Annotated in this window: 12 protein-coding genes; 11 read left to right on the top strand and 1 reads right to left on the bottom strand. The window is 54.1% G+C overall.

Features of this window, described 5'->3' with window-relative positions; translation table 11 throughout:
- The first annotated feature begins 36 nt into the window (after positions 1-36).
- From PUT07_RS04940 to PUT07_RS04910, 7 genes are all read left to right on the top strand, one after another.
- Complete coding sequence (locus tag PUT07_RS04940; RefSeq protein WP_274466685.1) at positions 37-6,396, top strand: S-layer homology domain-containing protein; 6,360 nt, start codon at positions 37-39, stop codon at positions 6,394-6,396.
- Positions 6,397-6,512: 116 nt separating this feature from the next.
- Positions 6,513-8,369: a protein kinase domain-containing protein gene (locus tag PUT07_RS04935; RefSeq protein WP_274466684.1), complete on the top strand. Its 1,857-nt coding sequence runs from the start codon at positions 6,513-6,515 to the stop codon at positions 8,367-8,369.
- Positions 8,370-8,460: 91 nt separating this feature from the next.
- Positions 8,461-9,138, top strand: a complete 678-nt coding sequence (gene sdaAB, locus PUT07_RS04930) for an L-serine ammonia-lyase, iron-sulfur-dependent subunit beta (protein WP_274466683.1) — start codon at positions 8,461-8,463, stop codon at positions 9,136-9,138.
- A gap of 1 nt (position 9,139) precedes the next feature.
- Entirely contained in the window at positions 9,140-10,024 is an 885-nt protein-coding gene (gene sdaAA, locus PUT07_RS04925; protein ID WP_274466682.1) for an L-serine ammonia-lyase, iron-sulfur-dependent, subunit alpha, read from the top strand.
- Between the two features lie 150 nt (positions 10,025-10,174).
- The gene (locus tag PUT07_RS04920) at positions 10,175-10,951 is read left to right on the top strand and encodes a C40 family peptidase (RefSeq protein ID WP_274466681.1); all 777 of its coding nucleotides are present in this window, start codon (positions 10,175-10,177) and stop codon (positions 10,949-10,951) included.
- A 123-nt stretch (positions 10,952-11,074) separates the two neighbouring features.
- Positions 11,075-13,126 carry a molybdopterin oxidoreductase family protein gene (locus tag PUT07_RS04915; protein WP_274466680.1) on the top strand — a complete coding sequence of 684 codons (2,052 nt, stop codon included), beginning with the start codon at positions 11,075-11,077 and terminating at the stop codon, positions 13,124-13,126.
- A gap of 48 nt (positions 13,127-13,174) precedes the next feature.
- The gene (locus tag PUT07_RS04910; RefSeq protein ID WP_274466679.1) at positions 13,175-13,417 is read left to right on the top strand and encodes a hypothetical protein; all 243 of its coding nucleotides are present in this window, start codon (positions 13,175-13,177) and stop codon (positions 13,415-13,417) included.
- Positions 13,418-13,514: 97 nt separating this feature from the next.
- Here the strand turns inward: PUT07_RS04910 and PUT07_RS04905 are convergent, their stop codons facing one another.
- Positions 13,515-13,943 carry a MarR family winged helix-turn-helix transcriptional regulator gene (locus tag PUT07_RS04905; protein WP_274466678.1) on the bottom strand — a complete coding sequence of 143 codons (429 nt, stop codon included), beginning with the start codon at positions 13,941-13,943 and terminating at the stop codon, positions 13,515-13,517.
- A gap of 448 nt (positions 13,944-14,391) precedes the next feature.
- Between PUT07_RS04905 and PUT07_RS04900 the strand changes: the two genes are divergently transcribed.
- Genes PUT07_RS04900 through PUT07_RS04885 form a run of 4 tightly spaced genes read left to right on the top strand, consistent with a single transcriptional unit; the run spans position 14,392 to position 20,346 of the window.
- Positions 14,392-15,051: an efflux RND transporter periplasmic adaptor subunit gene (locus tag PUT07_RS04900; RefSeq protein WP_274466677.1), complete on the top strand. Its 660-nt coding sequence runs from the start codon at positions 14,392-14,394 to the stop codon at positions 15,049-15,051.
- A gap of 19 nt (positions 15,052-15,070) precedes the next feature.
- Positions 15,071-16,390, top strand: coding sequence for an efflux RND transporter periplasmic adaptor subunit (locus tag PUT07_RS04895; protein ID WP_274466675.1), 1,320 nt, complete (start codon positions 15,071-15,073; stop codon positions 16,388-16,390).
- A gap of 11 nt (positions 16,391-16,401) precedes the next feature.
- Positions 16,402-17,967 carry a DHA2 family efflux MFS transporter permease subunit gene (locus tag PUT07_RS04890; protein ID WP_274466674.1) on the top strand — a complete coding sequence of 522 codons (1,566 nt, stop codon included), beginning with the start codon at positions 16,402-16,404 and terminating at the stop codon, positions 17,965-17,967.
- A 57-nt stretch (positions 17,968-18,024) separates the two neighbouring features.
- A complete protein-coding gene (locus PUT07_RS04885) occupies positions 18,025-20,346 on the top strand; it encodes an S-layer homology domain-containing protein (RefSeq protein WP_274466673.1) in 2,322 nt (773 codons plus the stop codon).
- Positions 20,347-20,513 lie beyond the last annotated feature (167 nt).

Here is a 20,513-nt window from a genome sequence, read left to right as displayed (position 1 = left end):
TTGATGCTTTTTCTCATGGATCGAGGAGGGGAAGTCATGCAAGCATGGCGAGTGAAATTGTGGAAGAAAATGACACTGGCGATCATGGCGATCGTGCTGTGTCTGCCATACGGGGGCGAGCTCGCGTTCGCCATTGATGCGGAGATACAGCCGCTGTCAGTGGCCAATGAGTTCATGGACGTCAGCATTAACAAGCAGAACGGCCGGTTCAGCGTCACAACGAAGACGGGATCTCCGCTCAAAGCGAGCGACGATAACAAACCGCTCTTGTTCCGCGACAAGCTGCCAGAGACATCGTTTACAACGTTCCGCATCAACGGTCAAGATTTCATTTATGGGAACGGCTACGGTTTCATGGGGTCCAACGGGTATTTTACCTATTCGCCTGAAAATAAAGGTCTATCCAACCAATCCGTATGGCATGTCGAAGGTCTGGAAATCATCCAGACGCTTACGCTCGTCGATGACCGGACGAACCCGAACGCCGGGAATATTAAAATTTCCTATAAAGTTAAAAATACGACCAAACAAAATCAAAGCGTCGGTTCCCGTATTTTGCTCGATACGATGCTGGGTCCGGAGGATGCCTCACCGGTGTCATTAGCCGGCGGCACTACGTATATTCGCAACGAAACGAAAATCGAAGGTTCGCTTCCGTATTATTGGCGGGCGACGGATAATCCGTTGAATCCTAAGGTCATGTCTTACGGTTTCCTGCAGGGCTGGGGAAATACATCCCCGAACCGGATGATTATTGCCCATTGGAACGGTATTTCCGAAACGAAATGGGATTATACGGTAAATCCGCAGCTTGATTTCACATCGGTGCAAAATGCCTATGGTTCGGCGGACAGCGCGGTCGCCATGTACTGGGATCCTTCCGGTTTGGCTCCGGGCGCAGAGGCCGTTTATGAGACGTACTACGGCTTGGGCAGCTTCTTCACCTCGCAGAAGGAAGCGGCGTACGGGTTGCAAATCGGAGCGCCGAAGCAGCTGAAGGTGAACGGCGCCGGTAACGGCTATCAGGAGTCGGCTTTTGAAATTCGCGTAGATATCGATAATACCTTAGACCGGTCGATGGCACAGCAGAACGTACAGGCTGTACTGGGGTTACCTGCTGAGCTTGAGCTCGTTCAAGGCGAGAAGACGGCCAAGGCTATCGGAGATCTGAAGGTCGGTGACATGAAGACGGTCACGTGGCATGTACGTCCGAAGCCGCAGAAATCGTACAAGGCGGCGCAATTCCAGGTGATCGTCCAAGCGGCGGGCGGAGCCGAAAACATTCAAGCTTCTTACGTCATCCTGCCGGGTTTATCGGGACAAATCCCGGAAGTGCAGCTGCTCGAAGCGCTGCCCAAGAAGCTGTACATGAAGGACGCCAACCCTTCCATCGCTCTGCAGGGCAAAGGCTTCGAGGTATTGAAAGGCGCTGCCGATTTGCAGGTACAGATGGTCAGAGCGCGGGACGGTGCTGCCGTTGTCGTGCCGAGTGCCGATGTCACGGTTGTCGATGACAAGCAAATGTCGGTCCGGCTGGATGATACGCTCTGGCCATCGCTGAAGGATGAGCCGGGAACCTACATCGTGCGCGTGAATGCAGGCAGCATCGGGACATTTGAGCGGACAATCGAGCTTACCCTGGACAAACGCTATCAATCGAGAGATTACGGCATTCTGCTCGTCGTCGGTGAGAACATGGACGCAGAGGGCAGTGAGACGTACACCCTCGTGCCGGTCGACAACGAAACCAAATTGGCTGAGCTGAAGCATCAGTACGAAGCCGCCTCCAAAGAAGCGCTGCTGGAATTCCGCGGTCCGATTCGCTCCTTGGATGCGAGCCATACTTACTTTGAAATTGGAGCGGGGGCCACGATCAATTCGGTCATTCGCCATGATGCGTCGAAGGATTTGAGCGCGATATTCGGGCAAGCTTCACAGAAGATGGTCATTCGCCAAAATTCACAGGATCTTACCCATGAAGGCGATTATATCGAGCTGAAAGGTAATGGCGTGCTGTCGATTCCGGGCTTTCCGTTCTCCTTCGGTCCATTCAGTATCGAGCTGGTGAATGGCAGCCGCTATTCGCTTGAAGCGGACGAGGATGCCGGCGAGAAGCCGATAGAAATTAACTGGGAAGTGCTCAAAGGATTGTCGGTCATCCAGCATATGTCGTTCTTCCAAGTGGAGATTAAGAATGCCGTAATCGGGGAGGAGAGCGTCTCGTTCGGCGGTTCCGTCTCTATGAATTTCAATCCGGGTCAGAAGCAGGAGGAAGAGGAAGACAACTCGGGGCAGAACGGCCAGAATCCGCCGCCCCCGCCGCCGGCCAATAACGGCGGCCAGCAGGGGGATGACACGGAGAAAGACCAGACCGACGACATGCTTCAGCTGGGCATCGCGCTGGATGAAGCCAAGTTCGGCATGCGGAAGGAAACGAACATGTTCGGCCGGGCGAACACCTTCGGCTTCATGGGACTCCGCGCCGAAGGCGAGGCCGGTCTGCCGAAGGGCATGGTGCCGGGGCTTGATTTCGGCGCAAGCGGGCGTGTTCTGCTGGACACGTTCGACCGCAAATTCGAAATCGAAGGCCATGTCCAGTTCCAGGTGGTCGAACTGGACGGCCTGCTGACGCTGCGCTTCACGGAAAGCGGCGTGCCGATCCCCGACAACTTCGTATTCGTTGTCGGCGGCGAGCCGGGCATTCCGTTAATACCGGTTGCTCCTGTTGCCTTTATCACCAAAGGCGGAGGGGGCTTCCGCAACCTGTATGATACCGTTATGGGCAATTTTACGATTTTGCCTCCGCTCAAGGTCGTCATGGTCGGCGGGCTGAGCGTCGCCAAAGTCATAACGGCGGATAATGTGACGCTCGGACTATCGATGCAAGGATTGGAGTTTTCCGGTGAGTTTGAAATATTGAAATTTCCGATTCTCAAGGAAGTATACGGCAGCATCGATTTCAAGGATTCTCTAACCAGCTTTGGCGTAGCGCTCAAGGCCGGCGCAAGGATGGAAGTGTTCGATGCCATCATCGGCGAAGTGTACGTCGTATTCGAATATGATTCCTCTAAGCACGGCTTGCTGGGTCCGGTCTATATGGCGGGCGGAGGCTCGCTGACGGTCCGCATTCCTAGGGCCGTGCCGATACTCGGCGGCAAGGAAATCGCCCACGCCTCCGGGGAGATTTCTTCAGAGAAGGTATGGGGCAAAGTGCGCATCATCGGCATTCCATTCGGTTATCAATATGTATGGGGCAGCCGCAGACCGACGCTGGCTTCCGCGCGCTTGACGGCCGACATGCTGCCGGAAGCGGAAGGACTGATGGAGAAGGAGTACATCGACGAATCCGGCAATGTATCCGCCATGACATTCGGAACGAACATCAAGCGGGTGGCCAGCTCCGAGTCCGCGAAGAAAACGGACGGTCTTGTACGCACGTTGTCGGCCTCGAACGAATACGAGCTACCCGTTTCAGCGGATCAGGAAGCAGCGCTGTTCGAGCTGACATACACGGGGGAAACGCCGCCGAAGCTGCAAGTGACGGACCCGGGCGGCAACGATTATCCGCTTGTACTGGACGAGAACTATCTGGTGCAAGAAATTTCACCGGAGGATTCCGAGACAGGAACTCTGGAGAAACGGGTATATATATCCGTTCAGAAGTCACAGTCAGGTTCAATCGAAGGCAGCTGGAAAGTGAAGTCCGATCAAGCGTTGGCGTGGACTCTAATGGATGTGGCCGTACCGGCAACGCTGACGGAAGTCACGGCCTCGGCAGTTGCATCGAGTCCGAATAAGGTGAGAGTGAATTGGACAGGCGATCACGCAACGAATGAACGAGTATCGCTGTTCCTAAGCTCGAATAACGAGAACGACCCGGGCCGTCTATTGGTGAAAGATATTCCGGTTCAAGACGGTACGGCGGAAATCACCGTTCCCGACACGATGGCAAGCGGGGCCTATTATATCAAAGCGGTCTTGTCGCAGGGCGATACGAACCTGGACAGCCGCTATAGCAGCGGAGCCGTTGAGTTCGTCAATCCGCATCAGCCCGCGCAGCCGCAAGAGGTACAAGCTGTGCCGGCGGGCAGCGGACTGCTGGGCGTATCTTGGTCCATGCCGCAGGAAGCGGACGGGTTTACGCTCCAACTGCTTGACGCAAGCGGGCAGCCCGTACCAGGCATCGGGACGGTGGATGTTGCGGGAGACACGAAGCGAACGACGCTGGGCGGCATGATTCAAGATCAGGCCGGTGTGAATTCCGGACTTGTACCGGGCGCCTCGTACAAGGTATCGATCGGTGCGTTCAAGAATGTGGACGGAGGCAAGGTGTACAGCCAGCCGGCCGTCTCGGCGGCGGCTTATGTGCCGGTGCCGAATCCGGCAAGCGTTCAGCTTACGCATTGGAAGATGAACGATGAACCGGTGACGAACGCCTACGGGGACGAAGGGCAGAGCAGTCCAACGACGTATGTCGTGAATGAATCCTCGTTCCAATTGCAGATGCATGCGGATCAGCCGGTAACTACCGAAGTCCGTGTGAACGACCGGACCGTAGGCACCTACACCGGGGGGGACTGGAAGAAGACCTTGGCCTTGGAGGAAGGGACGAATCTAATAGAATTGATTTCCGTCAACAGCAACGGGGATCAGACGCGCACAGGCACGCGGGTGTTCTCGGATACGACTGCGCCGGACTTGAAAATCGAGAGACTGGGCTCCATTTCGACGGATAAAACGGTGCTCGTCAAAGGCGTGGCGGAGCCGGGCAGCACAGTCCGCATCAACGGCCAGGCGGTATCCGTCGAGTCGGACGGCTCCTTTGAGCATGCCCTGGGAATGGCGGGACATTTGTCGGAATCCATCGTCGTCACGGCTACGGATGATGCCGGCAATGAGACGACGGCAAGCTCCGAAGTGATGAACCCTGTCGTAGACGGTATCGCCAAAGTTGAGCTTCGTCCTGTGGATGCTGCACCAGGCAGCGTCTCGCAGGATGGGGAAGAACTGAGTCTTCCCGCCGGAGGCCGGCAGGCGTTGGAGCTGGTCGCCACGGATACGAATGGCGTAGCGACCGTTCTCGATCCGAACCAGGTGAGCTGGAACGTCATGCTGGGCGAGGCCAACGGCTCCGTTTCGGAGGAGGGACTTGTCGGCGCTGATGCCGAAGGTGAGCTCGTCGTCAAGGCTTCCTATGCAGTGACGACGGATTACGCCTTCGAGGATACGCTCATCGTGAAGGTTGGCAAGCAGGCGGGTGCACCGGATCCGACTGCACCGGACTATGACGATTGGTATATCCCGCCGACACCGCCAAACCCGGATAGCGGCAGTTCTTCAGGCGAGGAACGGGAGCCAACGGACCAGGCCGTTGACGAGACGCTGCGCAGCATTTTGAAACGGCTGATCGAACAGGAGCATAATGTAGAATTCGTTACTTCCGCTGAGCTCCGGTCGAACGAGGAGGCGATTGTCACAATCCGCGACCGGGCGGTACTGAGAATTCCTTCGCAGCCGCTTCAAGATCGTGTGGGGCTGGGAGTCGGCATTGTCCGCAACCCGAGTGCCTATGAAACGGAAGGACTCAAGGTCATCGGGGATATCTACGAATTTAAGTTCGATAAGCAGGTGGCATTGAAAGAACCCGCCGAGCTGACGGTCCGCTATTCGCTGGACGAGATCCCGGACCCGGACAAAGCGGGCATCTACTGGTACAACGAGCGAACGAAGAGATGGGAATATGCAGGCGGCACGATTCAGCCTGTAGCAGGTACGATAACGGCCAAGCTGCCTCATTTCAGCAAATATGCACTCATGTACGATGCGCATAAGATAGAATTCCGGGATATGGCTAACCGTTGGTCCCGTTCGTTCGTTGAGCGGCTCGCGTCTATCGGCGCAGTGAACGGCATCCAGCAAAGAGATGGTCTTGTCTTCGAGCCGCTTCGTTCCATCACGAGGCAGGAATTCGCCAAGATTGCCGTCGGCGCTTTAGGAACGAAGCTATCCTACGACAGGCTTCCTGAAGAGTTCGCGGATCGTGGGGATGTTGCGGCATGGGCTGAGCCTTATATGCGGACAGCACTTGCGAACCGCTGGTTAGCAGGCGCCTCCAGTGAGAATAAGCTGTATCTTAATCCCGGCATGCCGATAACGAGAGCGGAAGCGATAGCCATCATCGGGCGTATGCTCGAGGGGCAGGAACTACCATCGGCAGCAGATCAGCCGTCCTTCCTTGATGCCGAACAGATCCCGGTGTGGGCTGGCGGTTATGTGCCGCTTCTCGCGGGACATGGGATCGTTAGCGGATATCCGGACGGTACGCTGCGTCCGAGCATAGAAATTACACGTGAAGAGGCGGCAGCCATGATTAGCAGATTCTTGGATTTGAAATAGCGTGTGGACCGGCTGGAATGCTCCAGCCGGTCCTTTTTGCAGGTGTAAGGTTATTTGCTGTTTTCTATGGTACTATAATGAGGAAAATCACCATAGTTTTCGAAGGAGCCGAACTCATGCTAACAGTGACAGGCTATCATATACAGCAAGTAATTTTTGAGGACCCGACGATTGTCGTTTGCCACGCATTCTCAGAGGAGCATGCTTGTGAGGTGCTGCTGAAAATTGTCAAAGAAGGCCATCGGGCCATTATCGAGAATGCCAAGCTCATCAACGAATACGAAATAGCCGGAAGCTTGCAAATGCCGGGTATTATCAAACCGATTGCACTCCTCAGGCAAGGGAATGGACTTGTTCTGGCCAGCGAGTGGGTGCACGGCTTGACGCTGCGCCATTTCGTACAGACAGCTCCGCTTACGGTTCCCGTGTTCTTGAAGCTGGCGGTTCAAATCGCCAAAATTCTCGAAGGGCTGCATAAGCAGCATATCGTCCATATGAATATCCGGCCGGACACTATTGTCGTCGTTCCTTCCTCGTTGAAGGTCAGCCTGACCGGCATGGGGCATTCCGTTCTGTCCATGGATGGAGGCCGGCAGGCAAGAAATATGCCGCTTATCGAAGGCTCTCCGCCTTATATGGCGCCTGAGCGGACAGGCCAATTAAACCGGGTGGTGACGGGCAGCACCGATCTGTACTCCCTCGGCGTCACCTTCTATGAAATGCTTTCCGGCGGGCTGCCTTTTCAAGCCAGAGATCCGCTGGAATGGGCGCATGCTCATTTGGCCAAGAAGCCGCAGCCCTTATCGGCCGGGCATCCCGAAATACCGGCGATTCTCGAAGAGATCATCATGAAGCTGCTGGAGAAAACCGTTGAACGCCGATATCAGAGCGCGTTCGGTTTAAGAGCGGATCTGGAAAGCTGCTTGCACATGTGGGAGCAGAGCGGAACCTTCAGCGCCTTCGAAATCGGCCGGCAGGACGTGCCCCGTCTGCTCGAGATATCGGGCGGAGACGATTCGGCAAGCGGGACTGCGGGGCATGCGGCTCCTGTCCTGCAGCCGAATGCGGCCGAAAGCGGCGATGCCAGTAGCGGATATGCACAAGTGCTGGAGCTGGCGGCGGTCATGCGGGCTTCGCAAGCCTTCTCGGAGGAGCGGGACTCGGCGCATCTGCTCGGTAAGCTGATGAGCATTGCCGTAGAAGTTGCCGGTGCGCAGCGAGGCTGCTTCGTTGCCATGCGGGCGGCGGAGCTGTATGTCGAGCAGGCGGTTGATACGGACGGCGGGATGGAGAGCGGGACGGAGAACAGGACGGAGAACGGGACGGAGAGCGGAATGGACAACGGGTCGGGCAGCCTGGGCGGCGGCTCGAAAGGCAGTGTGCCGCTAAGCCGGTATGAGGGAATTTGCCAAAACTTGGTCAGTTATGTAGCGATTAAGCGGCAATTTGTTATTTTGGACGATGCATCGAAGGTCGGATTATTCACGCAGGATCCTTATGTGGTGAAACATAAGCCAAGATCTGTGCTAGGCCTGCCGATCATCGCGCAAGGGGAACTGCAGGGCGTTCTCTATTTGGAAAATAACTATACAACCGGTGTGTTTGCGCCTGAACGTCTCGGCGTACTGCACATGCTCGCCTCGCAAATCAATTATGTCCAGAGGTTGATCGGGTATTACGGCGGTACGCCGAATCTTCAGGAGCCTGCGCTCGGCGGCGTGCTTACGGCACCGGTGCAGGGGTTGACGGAGCGGGAGATCGAAGTTCTGCAATGGATGGCCGCCGGCTTGTCCAACAAAGAAATCGCCGAACGGCTAGTGATGTCCGCAGGGACCGTCAAAGTGCATATGCGCAATTTGTTCGCCAAGTTACAGGTTAATAACCGCGTGAAGGCGGTTGCCGTCGCCACGCAGTTGAATTTGCTGCAGCCGGTCCCCCAGCCGAATGAAAGCGGTGCTCAAACGGGAGAATAAGGACAAGGCAGAAGTCCTTGTCATTCCTAGAAACTCTTCATACAATAATCATATACGACTTCCATCTCATACAAGATTGGGGAACTCCAGGATGCGCTTTAAAGATGTGTTTTCCATTATCGGACCTTCTATGATAGGTCCTTCCAGCTCCCATACGGCGGGAGCCGTCCGTCTCGGACGCGTCGTCAGACAGCTGCTGGGGGAGCAGCCGGCCAAGGCCGAAATGACGCTGTACGGATCTTTCGCGGATACATACCGGGGGCATGGCACCGACCTGGCGCTGATCGGCGGACTGCTGGATTTCGAAACGGACGATCCGCGCATTCCGCATGCCGCCGAAGAGGCGGAAGCTCGCGGTGTAGAGATTGCATTCCTGACGAGTAAAGATAAAGCGGATCATCCCAATACCGTCAAATTCCATCTATCTGCCGGAGACAAAGAAGTGGTCATGATCGGAGCGTCCATCGGGGGCGGCAATATTGAGATTGTGAGTGTGAACCAGTTCGATGTGAAATTTACCGCGGTCTACCCGACGCTCGTTATTTCACACCACGACCGTCCGGGCATGATTGCCGAGATTACGACATTGCTCGGGCGCAATCAAATCAATATCGGCTTTATGGATTTGGACCGGAAAGGCCGGGACCGCGAAGCGATGACGGTCATTGAGACGGACGTCACGGTTTCGGATGCATTGATAGAGGAGCTGGGCTCCCTGAGCATGATCTACGATATCAAACGCGTGGATCTCGCGGAAAGAGGCGAGTAATTTGAGATTCCGAACATTGAAACAATTAACGGAGGTATGCGCCTCCGAGGGGCAGACAATTGCAGACGTCATGCTGGCGGACCAGAGCCAGGAATCCGGCAGACCGCCGGCGTATGTCTTGGAGAAAATGCGGGCTTACTACCGGATTATGAAGGAAGCCGTGGAGAAGGGGCTGACCGAGGACACGACGTCCCGCAGCGGACTGACGGGCAGAGACGCTCAGCGCGTTGCCGGCTATATGGCGGCGGGTGAAGCCTCCCTGGGAGAGGAAGCTTGCAAGGCGATGGCTTACGCGCTTGCCGTCTCCGAAGTCAATGCGTCCATGGGACGTATCATTGCCACACCGACGGCCGGATCCTGCGGAATCATTCCGGGTGTCTTCATCTCCTCCCAGCAGCGGTTCGGCTGGGACGACGACCATATGGTGCGGGGACTGCTGTGTGCGGGGGCGATCGGTTATGTGATCGCGAACAATTCCTTCGTCTCCGGCGCGGAAGGCGGCTGCCAAGCGGAAGTCGGGTCCGCCATCGGTATGGCGGCGGGAGCGCTCGTCGAGCTCCGCGGCGGTACGCCGGAACAGGCGATGCATGCCGTAGGGCTGGCGCTCAAGAACACGCTGGGGCTTATATGCGATCCGGTCGGCGGGCTGGTTGAAATTCCCTGCATCGTCCGCAACGGCTTCGGCGCCGTCAACGCGATGGCGGCGGCGGATATGGCGCTTGCCGGCGTCCGCTCGGTCATTCCTTCGGACGAGGTCGTTCAAGTCATGTACGAGGTGGGCACAGCGATGCCGGAGAAGCACCGGGAGACGGCCAAGGGCGGTCTCGCACAGACGCCGACAGGCCGGCAAATTATGAAAGAGCTGAACCTGGGGAAAAAGCGGTAATGTCGGAAGACTCCGGAAGAGCCAGCGCTTGGCTAACGGACACAGAGGCCCTTATTCGATGAGAAGGGGCCTTTTTGCGCGTTCCGCGGTTTGATTTTCCAAAAAATTGGCATCCTAATCCTATGACGGACAAAGGCCAAGGAGTTCGATATGCGGAAAATAGCCATAACTTTCGTGATCATCACAGCATTCACAGCGTTGAGCGGATGCTCCGGAGCCCCCCAAGAATCCGATATCAAGGCGCTCGGTACGGAAGAAGTCCGGAGTATATCGGGTGAGCATGAGACCGACAACCGGATGGCCGACTGGAACCTGACCAGCGGCGACGCGGAGCTGTACATCGGAGATTTGGGCGTGGAACAGCTCTATGCCTCGAATCAGGTGAGAAGCATGGCGGCGGGAAGCGCTAAGCAGGCGCTGCTGCCCAACGGATTCCCGTTGATCAAAGCCGTGCCGAATCCGGACATCGCGCCCAAGGCCGGCGGATATGCGGAGAACGTGATCGAAACCGCCAAGAGTTATCTCGGCACGCCCTACGTGTACGGATCCAACCGCCTGGACCCGAGCTCCTTTGACTGCTCGGACTTTACGCGTTGGGTGTTCTTGTATGCTCTGGGCATGGACCTGCCTTGGGATGCCAAGAACCAAGCGGCTTACGTCGAGACGCTTTCCAAGCGGAAATACCGCGATCTGAAGCAGGCGAAGCGGGGTGATCTCCTGTTCTTCACGAGCTTCCGCGGCAACCGGGCGGCGGATTATGCCGATCTCGATCCGTCCCAGAAAACGATCAGCCATATGGGCATTTATTTGGGCGACGGCAAAATCATTCATTCGGCCTCGAAGAAAACCGGAGGCGTTCGGATCGATCACCTGTTCTTTAAGCATTTGGAGTATCGTTTTGTGTTCGGAGGCAGTGTATTGGAATAACAAGAAGACCCGCCTGGGCGAACAAGGCCTTGCAGCGGGTCGTTTTAGTAGGCTCCGGTTCCCCTTCCCCTCATTTCGGTATATAGTAGAGAGGTTGATATGTAGGAAGGGAGCTCATACGACATGCATACATCGATGACGGAAATACTTGATGGCGTTTTTCCCGCGGTCTGTTCGCTGGATTGTCCGGATCAATGCGGCTTGCTGCTCCATAAAGAGGCGGGCAAGATCGTTAAAATAGAAGGAGACCCCGACCACCCGGTTACGCAAGGGGCGATTTGCAATAAGGTTCGCAACATGACGGCGAGATTGTACGATGAACAGAGGCTGAAGTATCCCATGAAGCGGGTTGGCCCCAAAGGGGAAGGCAGCCGGTTCGAGCGCATTACTTGGGCGGAAGCGATCGCGGCGATCACCGGCCGCTGGAAGGAGCTGATCGCCGAAGAAGGCGCAGCATCCATTCTGCCATACAGCTTCTATGGCAATATGGGACGGATCGGGACCGAGGGGATGGACCGCCGCTTTTTTAACCGGATGGGCGCTTCGCGGCTGCTGTATGCAATCTGCGAGTCCGCCGGCACGGAGGGCTACAAATATACGATGGGCGGCAGCTTCGGGACCGATCCGGAGGATACGGTGCATGCGAAGCTTATCATCATGTGGGGGATCAACGCGGTCAGCACGAATATGCACCAGGTAATGCTGGCCGAGAAGGCGCGCAAGAACGGTGCGCAGATTGTCGTCATCGACGCCCATAGGAATCAGACCGGACGCTGGGCGGATTGGTTCATCCCCATCATGCCGGGGACGGATGCCGCATTGGCGCTCGGGTTGATGCATATTGTATTCGCCGAAGACATGGCGGATGAGAACTTCCTGCGGCAGCACACCGTAGGTTATGATGAACTGAGAGAGCACGTTCGTCAATACGAGCCATCCGTCGTATCGGCCATCACGGGGGTACCGGTGGACGATATATACCGTCTTGCCCGCTTGTACGGCCGGACGTCGCCTTCGTTCATTCGGATCGGGAACGGGATTCAGCATCATGACAACGGCGGCATGTGCGTGAGAACGATCGCCTGCTTGCCGGCCGTGACGGGACAGTGGCTGCACCAGGGGGGCGGAGCCATCAAGGGTAACGGCGCCTATCTGGAGCACAACATCGCTGCCTTGCAGCGGCCTGACTTGCGGAAGCAGGATGCCCGGCAAATCAATATGAATCTGCTGGGGAGCGCTTTGCTGGAGCTGGACCCGCCTATTCGTTCGCTCTATGTGTATAATTCGAATCCGGCGCTGGTCGCGCCTCACGCCAATAAAGTGCGAGAAGGACTGGAGCGGGAGGATTTATTCACAGTCGTGCACGATCTGTTTCTGACGGAAACGGCCAAATACGCGGATATCGTGCTGCCAGCGACTTCATCCTTCGAGAATACCGACTTCTACCGTTCCTATTGGCATCAGTATGTGCACTTGCAGCTGCCTGTGGCGGCGCCGTACGGCGAAAGCAAAGCGAACGTCGAAGTGTTCCGCTTGCTGGCTGCGGAGATGGGGTACGAAGACAAAGCTTTGCAGGACAGCGACGAAGCTTTGATCCGCCAAGCGCTGGATCATCCGGGTAATCCGGCACTAGCTGACATCACTTACGAGAGACTGCTGGAACGAAAGTTCATCAAAGCGGACGTCAAGCCGCTATTTCCAGAGAAATTGCGGACGCCGAGCGGCAAGATTGAATTGTATTCCCGAGAGATGGAGGAGAAGGGCTACCCGGGTTTGCCGACGTATATGCCGCTTCCCGACGAGGATGGCCTGCCGTTCCTGTTCATTCCGGCGCCGAATCACAACTTCCTGAACTCGACGTTCGCGCATAATGAGAAGCATGTGCGCATGGAGAAAACGCCGAAGCTTCATCTTAACGTGAAGGATGCCGATGCGCTGGGCATCGTCAGCGGTGATAAGGTGCGCGTATGGAATCAGCGCGGCGAATGTGAATTGACAGCCGCTGTAGGCTCCGATGTGCTGCCGGGTGTCGTGGTGAGCCAAGGCCTGTGGGCGGATAAGGCCGGCGGCAAAGCGTTGGTCAACGCCCTGACGCCGGATCGCGTAGCCGATATGGGCGGCGGCGCTACCTTTTTCTCCGGCCGTGTGCAGGTGGAGAAGCTTGATACGGAGTGACTTCTAGGCGCCTCTCTGCATAAGGTATGGCAGGAGGTGGTGATAGCCATGTCATTGCAGCACAAAGCATATGCCTGGATCGGCAGCCCGGTCGGTGTATCCATGATGGACGGTACCGGTACTTCCGGCATTCTGTGCAGTATACAAGGCGGATCGATCTACTTGATCGAGTACTTATACCATACGCAATTCGCGACGAAGCACTATGCGTTCAGCCAAATCCGGGACATCCTTCCGTTCCCGCAGTGCCCGCAGCCGCAGGTGCTGTATCAGTCGAAACCGCTCTACTAGTTAATTAAGCATATGAGATTCCGCGGGCGGAGCTGACCTGCATCTATAAAGGAAAAAAGCTATCTCGGAGGTTTTCGGACCTTCAGGGATAGCTTTTTTATTTCGGACAAATGGAACGATTGAATTTGTGCAACAATTGAGCGAAGTTCTCGGCATCCTCGTCGGACCAATCCTGGAGCAGCTCCTTCAGTTTGTTAGAACGGACGCGTTTATATTCGGCCATTTCCGTTAGACCCAGCTCGGTGAGCTGCAGGGAATACGACCTTCCGTCCTGAGGGTCGGGTAATTTGGAGACATAGCCTTTTTGTTCCAGAGCTGCAGCCTGACGGCTGACGGTTGAAATATCCAGCTGAAGCTGTTCGGCAAGAATCTTGACTCCTGTAGGAACCTCTTTGGATATACGGTGCATTAATAGGTAAGCGGCTCTGTCGAGATTGCCTAATTTCCGATGCGAGGAGAACGATGTAACGCGGCGGATGAAGATAGCCAGCTCTTCCTCTATCGTCTCTATGGATTGTTGATGCAAGTGGGTTCACCTCTCTAGCTTTACTGTGCCATGGTAACATCATCATACACAATTCCCTTTTCGGGCGCGAATTCGATAATTGTACATGAAATATCGAATATATTTCCGCTTCTAGCCGGCAGCATCGATGATTCAATTCGAAAAATCACATACGATTCGCGTTCGCGGCAGGATTTTGGATCCGGCATCCCATTGAAATTGTAAACGAATATTCATTGACATGGTCGCGATTAGTTGTATAATACAATATCATACTTTCATTATACAACTATTTTAGGGGGTTCGAAAACAAAAGTCTAAAACTTCAAAGAACACGCGTGATCAAAATTGCCCAGCTTGAAGATTAGGTCGTACGAGTACGATGATCAGTTGCGGTAATTTATTTGTGTTTAAGGCAATGTCTTATTAGATTTGCATGTCATATCGAAGAGAAGGTAGAGGAGAAAACATGAAACGTAAAGGAATGTTGTATGTCATTTTAATCGCTCTAGTTGTCGTAGGTGGAGGAATCGGCGGTTATTTCTGGTATGAAGGCCAAAATTACATTTCTACGGAAGATGCTAGACTTGCCGGAGATATTTATAAGGTCATGCCGCGTATTACCGGGAAAGTGACGTCGCTTGATGTCAATGAAGGCGATCATGTCCTTGCCGATCAGATCATCGGCCAACAAGACACCAACAATTTGGCGACCAGCAATTTAGATCAGGCCGCACTTCGTTCTCCCATTGAGGGAACGGTCATCAAAACGTTGGTGAAGGCCGGTGAGGTTTCATCACCTGGCCAAACGGTCGCGATGGTGGTGGATACGCACCAATTGTACGTGTCGGCCAATATCGAGGAGACGGAAATCAACCGCATCCAGCCGGGTCAAAAAGTCGAGTTTAACCTGGACGGATATTCAGGTAAAACGTTCATCGGCAAAGTGAAAGAAATCAGTAAGGCGACTGCGTCGACATTCTCTCTGCTGCCTTCAACGAATACAAGCGGTAATTTTACGAAAGTAACCCAACGTGTACCTATTAAAATATCAATCGATGACAGCCAAGGCATCGAGTTGTCTCCGGGAATCAGCGCCACGATCAAAATTCATTTGAAGGACAAATAAGGAAAGAGGTTAGAACCCGATGAAAAATTTAAAGAAATGGGTCGTTCCCGCGGCACTCATGCTGGCCGTTGTTAGTATTGTGCCCGGATGCGGCGATAAAGTTACAGGAGCGACGAATGCCGCGGCAGCGGTTAGCGTCAAAACGATCAAGCTCGGCCAACCCGTATCCGCCGGTTTAAGCGGTAAAATTATTCCGGACCAAGACATTAAAGTCGTATCCAAAGTTGCAGGCAAGGTAGCCCAAGTGAATGTGCAAGAAGGCAGCAAAGTGAAGAAGGGCGATTTGCTGGTGCAGATTGAGACCGGCGATTTCACCCAACAGGCGAAACAAGCGGAGTCCGCTCTGCAAGCATCTCAAGCCAAGCTGGTCGATACGCAGCAGGGTGCCCGCAAGCAAGAAATCGACGGGCTTCAGAGCGCGGTATCCGCTGCTCAAGGCGCTAACCAACAAGCGACAGCGGCGGTAGATCAGGCGAAAGCCGCTTATGATTTGGCGACGAGCGCTTATAACCGGCTGCGTAACGCTTACGACAGCAACTCGGGCGTGACGCAGGAAGATTTGGACAAGGGCACGATGGAATTCGAAAGGGCTAAGGCTGCTTACGATCAAGCGCAAGGGGCGCAAAAGGCGTCGCAAGCCCAATTGCAGGGAGCCGAAGCGAAGCTTCAACTGGCCAAAATCGGTGCGACGGATAATACGATTAAAGCTCTGCAGGCCGATGTAGACCGTCTGCAGGCCGGTCTGGACCTTGCGAACAGCAACTTGAGCAATGCGACCATTACAGCTCCGATCGACGGCGTCATCGTGAAGAAGAGCATCTCTGAGGGGGAACTGGCCCAGCCAGGCGTTCAATTGCTCTCTCTTGTCAATATGGATCAAGTCCAAGTCGAGCTGAGCGTTGAAGACAGCCAAATCGCGCAAGTGAAAGCCGGTTCACAAGTCGACGTTACCGTGCAAAATTTGCCGGGCAAAACGTTCAAAGGTGAAATCTCTTTCGTCAGCCCTGTTTCCAACACGAACAGCAGCACATTCCCCGTTAAAGTGAAAGTCGACAACAAGGACGGTCAATTGTTTGCCGGTATGGTAGCGGAAGTAACCATGAACGCTTCCCAACAAAGCCGTCTGGAAGTTCCAGCAAGCGCGGTTATGAAGAAAGACCAAAAAGAATATGTGTTCGTCGCCGATAACGGTACGGCACATCGCATTGAAGTTACGACGGAGAAGAAAAACGAAGATTGGGTTTATGTTCAAGCGAACGACAAAATTAAAGGAAGTCAACAAGTTATCGTGAATCCGACAGATCAGATCGCGGAAGGCACCACGGTAAAAGCCGAATAGGAGGCGCAGCTATGGCCGAAACATCGGCAGTACACCAACAACAAGCAGAAGGCAACGGAAAGATGTGGCTATCGCTGATTGCCATCGTGATGGGAACTTTCGTGGCGGTGCTCAACAGCAGCTTAATGAACGTTGCTATGAATAAATTCGTCGCTGTATTTGGCTCAGATATCAATACGATGCAATGGGTGATCACGGGCTATACCCTGGCTTCGGCTATGGTCATTCCGATGAGCGGATATTTGGGCGCGAGGTTCGGTAATAAAAACATTTTTATATTTTCTGTTGCGGGATTTACTATTTTCTCCGTAGTTTGCGGGATGGCCTGGAGCGCAAGCACCATGATTCTCTTTCGGATCCTCCAGGGCTTCGTCGGCGGCTTCATTATGCCAATCGGTATGTCTATCATTTATACGACGTTTCCCAAAGAGAAGATCGGTACGGCGATCGGACTGTGGGGGGTTGCCGCGATGTGCGCCCCTGCGCTTGGTCCGACGTTCGGCGGTTATTTGATTCAAAACTATAGTTGGCGGCTGCTTTTCTTCATCAACGTGCCGATCGGGATCCTTGCCGTTATTTTAGGCAAAGTTTTATTGAAGGACTCGCCTGGTAAGAAAGGATTGAAGTTTGATACGCCCGGGGCCCTTCTGTCGATGACCTTCTTCGGCAGTTTGCTGCTTGCTTTGAGCAAAGGGCAGTCTGAGGGCTGGGGTTCGCTGTTTATCGTTTCCTTGCTCTATGTGGCATTCTTCAGTTTACTGCTGCTCATTTGGGTAGAGCTTGGGACGAAGCAGCCCGTACTAGATTTGAAACTATTTACGAACTTCAAATTTACGATCTCTGTAATCTCGGGATCCTTGGTCATGATGGGGATGATGGGCGGCACGTTCCTGACGCCGCTGTATTTGCAAAACATCCAAGGGCTGTCCGCCATGCAGACCGGTTTGCTGATGATGCCGCAATCAGTGGCGATGGCGGTTATGATGCCCATAAGCGGCAAGCTGGCGGACCGGTTCGGCATTGTTCCATTATGTATCGTCGGACTTTCCATACTTGGCGTGACGACGCTGGAGCTTCATCATTTGACAACCGAAACGCCCAATCATTGGCTCAATGTCGTACTTACGATCCGCGGCTTGGGGATCGGCCTGTGTATGATGCCGCTCACGACCGCGGGAATGCAGGCTGTTTTGCCGCAGCAGGTCGGCAATGCCTCGCCGCTCTCCAACGTATGCCGGCAAGTAGCCGGATCGCTCGGTATCGCGATCTTCACGGCGCTCATGAGCAATCGTCAGCTCGTGCATTACCAGCATATTTCGGACAGCGTGCCTGTTGATTCCGTTACGGCGAACAGCGTGACATCGATGCTGTCGGGCGCGATCTATTCATGGTCGGTCGATATGGGCACTTCGGCCGGAACGGCCGCCGTATACCTGGCTGGCTTCATGCAGAAAGAAGCGTTAGTCCGCTCGATTGCCGATACGTTCTTTATTTCAGCAATTCCCGCTTTTATTTGTATTCCATTCGTTCTATTATTTATCCAAAGGAAGAAAGCGCCTGTTGAATTGAAAAAGTAATTGAAAGTAGCAGGTAATGGAAGAGATGTACAGATTTACTACGAGAGGGGCACTAACATGAAAAAGAGTTTATCCGTACTCATGAGTACGACAATGGCTGTGACGATGTTCTCAACAGCGGCATTAGGCGCTTCAGCGTCTAAGTCCTCGGCTGATTTTGGCGATTTGGCGAATCTCGATGCGGGCACCAAGGTGAAGTATGATGCGATGATCGCCGCGGGTATATTTGACGGGGTGAGCGATGGTGTCTTCGGATTGCATGATAAAATGAACCGCGCACAATTCGCCAAAGTGGCGGCTTTGATTTTCGGATTGAAGGTAGACAATGCCTTACGGACATCCAGCTTCAGCGATGTGAGTGCCGACGATCCCGCTAACGGCTACGCGCTTCCTTATATTGAAGCGTTGAAGGCGGCTCATTTGACCGACGGCTATGGAGCCGGTACGTACAATCCGGCGGGCGAAGTGACCAAAGAGCAGCTCGCCGCTTTCTTGATCCGCGGGCTGAATAAAGAAGCGCAGGCGAGTGCTGCCGCAGGGTCGAAGGATAACACCGTATCCGATTGGGCGCAGGGTTATGCGGCTTTGGCCGTTCAGTTGAATCTGCTGGGCAAACAAGCTGACGGCACCTTCGGCGGCGTTGCGCCGGCTACACGCGACCTGCTGGTGACTTCTTCTTATGAAGCTCAAAAGCAGTATGTGCCAGGAAGTCATCCGGCAGTCTCGGTGCTTCCCGCTGACGATATGAAAGCATATGCCATCACTAGCGATACGCAAGCGCAAATCAAAGGGATCCTGCAGGAAAAAACGTTGGACGGTTGGCGAATTGGCGCCGTTATTAAACTGAATAACGGGACAAGCAATACGATCCGGATTCCGGATTATGAGCTGCGCGTCAAGGCGGCTGACGGCACGGTGTATACGCTGCAGCCGAGCGCTAACAATGCCAAGTCGATTCTTCCGCAGAGCGATGCAACAATGAACTATATGGCGGACGTGAGCTTGAAATCGGACCTGAATTTGACCGATCTTCTATGGATTAACGTCGATACCAAAGTGTATCCTAAAAAGGAAACCTTATTGGCGGACGCCCCGGTGCAATCCATGATTTGGCGCGGCAAAGACGCAGTCATCAGCGATCCGGCCTTACTTGGCGATTGGGGAGCGGTGTTCTCCGCACCGGGTGAAACCTCCGGCTTGAAGTATTCGGCGACAACGTTGTCCAAGCAATTCGCAGGGCAATCGCCGACTTATGTCGTTCAGGTGAAAGTAGAGAATACCGGCAGTTACACCGAAACCGTGCCTGATTTCACTTTGGGCGGCAAATCCGACGGACAGCTATTTGTAGGCAAACGCGTGGAGCAAGAGGCAATTAGCTTGAATGCGGGCGAGCAAAAAAACATTCATTTCGCCGTCACGACCGATCCGACAGCTACGCTGAATGCTTTCTATGTACTATCAGCCCAAAGCTTCCTGAAGCAAGGACAAACGGCTCCTGTGCAGTTCAATACAGGCCGAATCGGCTTCCGGCTTCCGGCTAACGCAAGTTCCGGTACAGGTGCAGGAAATACTGCAAGCAGCTATGCATTCGGCACGCCGATGGCATTCGATTCGTCGAACGACTTCATCAATCCGAACTTGGCCGTGTCCTTGGAAGAGCTGCATGTCACGAACAATGAAGAAACGGGCAATAAAGTCGGCCTAGCGAAGTTTAAACTGTTCAATAACGGCGACAAGCCGATTCCAGTCCCTGTGTTCGCGGCGGAGCTGGCGGGCAAAGACGGGTACACATACTCGGGCAACCGCCAGACCGTCAGCGCGCAAGATATCGCTCCGGGAACGGGGATTGTCGTCAGCTATGGCTACACGCTCCCGTCGACCGATACGAACGAACAATATGCGCTGAATATTCAAGGCGTGCTGCCGGGACAAGGGCAACAAGCTGGATACAAATCAACCATTGCAAGCTATCAAGTGAATGTTCAGAGCAATACCATGGACCACAGCAATATTTCCTTATATCCGTTTAATTTGAATGTCAAAAGCTGGACCCTTTCGCAATTATCCAACATGGGCGCAACCGGATTCTCATATACGTACAAATTGAATCTGGATTTGGATCTTACCCGTGATGAGGCTGTGACTCTGGATAATAGCTTCTCCAAGCTGAAGTTGGAGCTGGTGGATGCGCTGGGTAAATCCATCGGATCCACGTCTTTCCCGTTCATAGGAGCCAACCGCTTGATGAGCGGCACACAGAAATTAACGTTTGGTAATTTGACGGATGATCAAATTCGCAGCAACGTTTATGTGAAGGTTTATGAAACGATCAGTACGCCGACCGGCGATGTTGACAGACTTATTACAGAGCTTAAATAAGAAGCGTTCGTTCAAGCTTGATTGCCGGACGAATGAACAAGGAGCTAAGCGCTTGAATGTGCTTAGCTCCTTTGTTTTTGAAATTCCTCTTCTGCCTGCGCGCGATCTGCAGAATATTCGGACATCAAAACAGCAGAAAACGGCCTTCCCCTCTATCATTAGCATGA

Origin of the sequence: Paenibacillus sp. MAHUQ-63, assembly GCF_028765165.1 — a bacterium.
GTDB lineage: Bacteria > Bacillota > Bacilli > Paenibacillales > NBRC-103111 > Paenibacillus_E.
This window is presented reverse-complemented; position numbering and strand designations above follow the sequence as displayed.

Bases quoted from the DNA above. Each gene is read 5' to 3' on its own strand.
- PUT07_RS04940 (WP_274466685.1), top strand. From the start codon at position 37: ATGCAAGCATGGCGAGTGAAATTGTGGAAGAAAATGACACTGGCGATC.
- PUT07_RS04935 (WP_274466684.1), top strand. From the start codon at position 6,513: ATGCTAACAGTGACAGGCTATCATATACAGCAAGTAATTTTTGAGGAC.
- sdaAB (WP_274466683.1), top strand. From the start codon at position 8,461: ATGCGCTTTAAAGATGTGTTTTCCATTATCGGACCTTCTATGATAGGT.
- PUT07_RS04920 (WP_274466681.1), top strand. From the start codon at position 10,175: ATGCGGAAAATAGCCATAACTTTCGTGATCATCACAGCATTCACAGCG.
- PUT07_RS04915 (WP_274466680.1), top strand. From the start codon at position 11,075: ATGCATACATCGATGACGGAAATACTTGATGGCGTTTTTCCCGCGGTC.
- PUT07_RS04910 (WP_274466679.1), top strand. From the start codon at position 13,175: ATGTCATTGCAGCACAAAGCATATGCCTGGATCGGCAGCCCGGTCGGT.
- PUT07_RS04900 (WP_274466677.1), top strand. From the start codon at position 14,392: ATGAAACGTAAAGGAATGTTGTATGTCATTTTAATCGCTCTAGTTGTC.
- PUT07_RS04895 (WP_274466675.1), top strand. From the start codon at position 15,071: ATGAAAAATTTAAAGAAATGGGTCGTTCCCGCGGCACTCATGCTGGCC.
- PUT07_RS04890 (WP_274466674.1), top strand. From the start codon at position 16,402: ATGGCCGAAACATCGGCAGTACACCAACAACAAGCAGAAGGCAACGGA.
- PUT07_RS04885 (WP_274466673.1), top strand. From the start codon at position 18,025: ATGAAAAAGAGTTTATCCGTACTCATGAGTACGACAATGGCTGTGACG.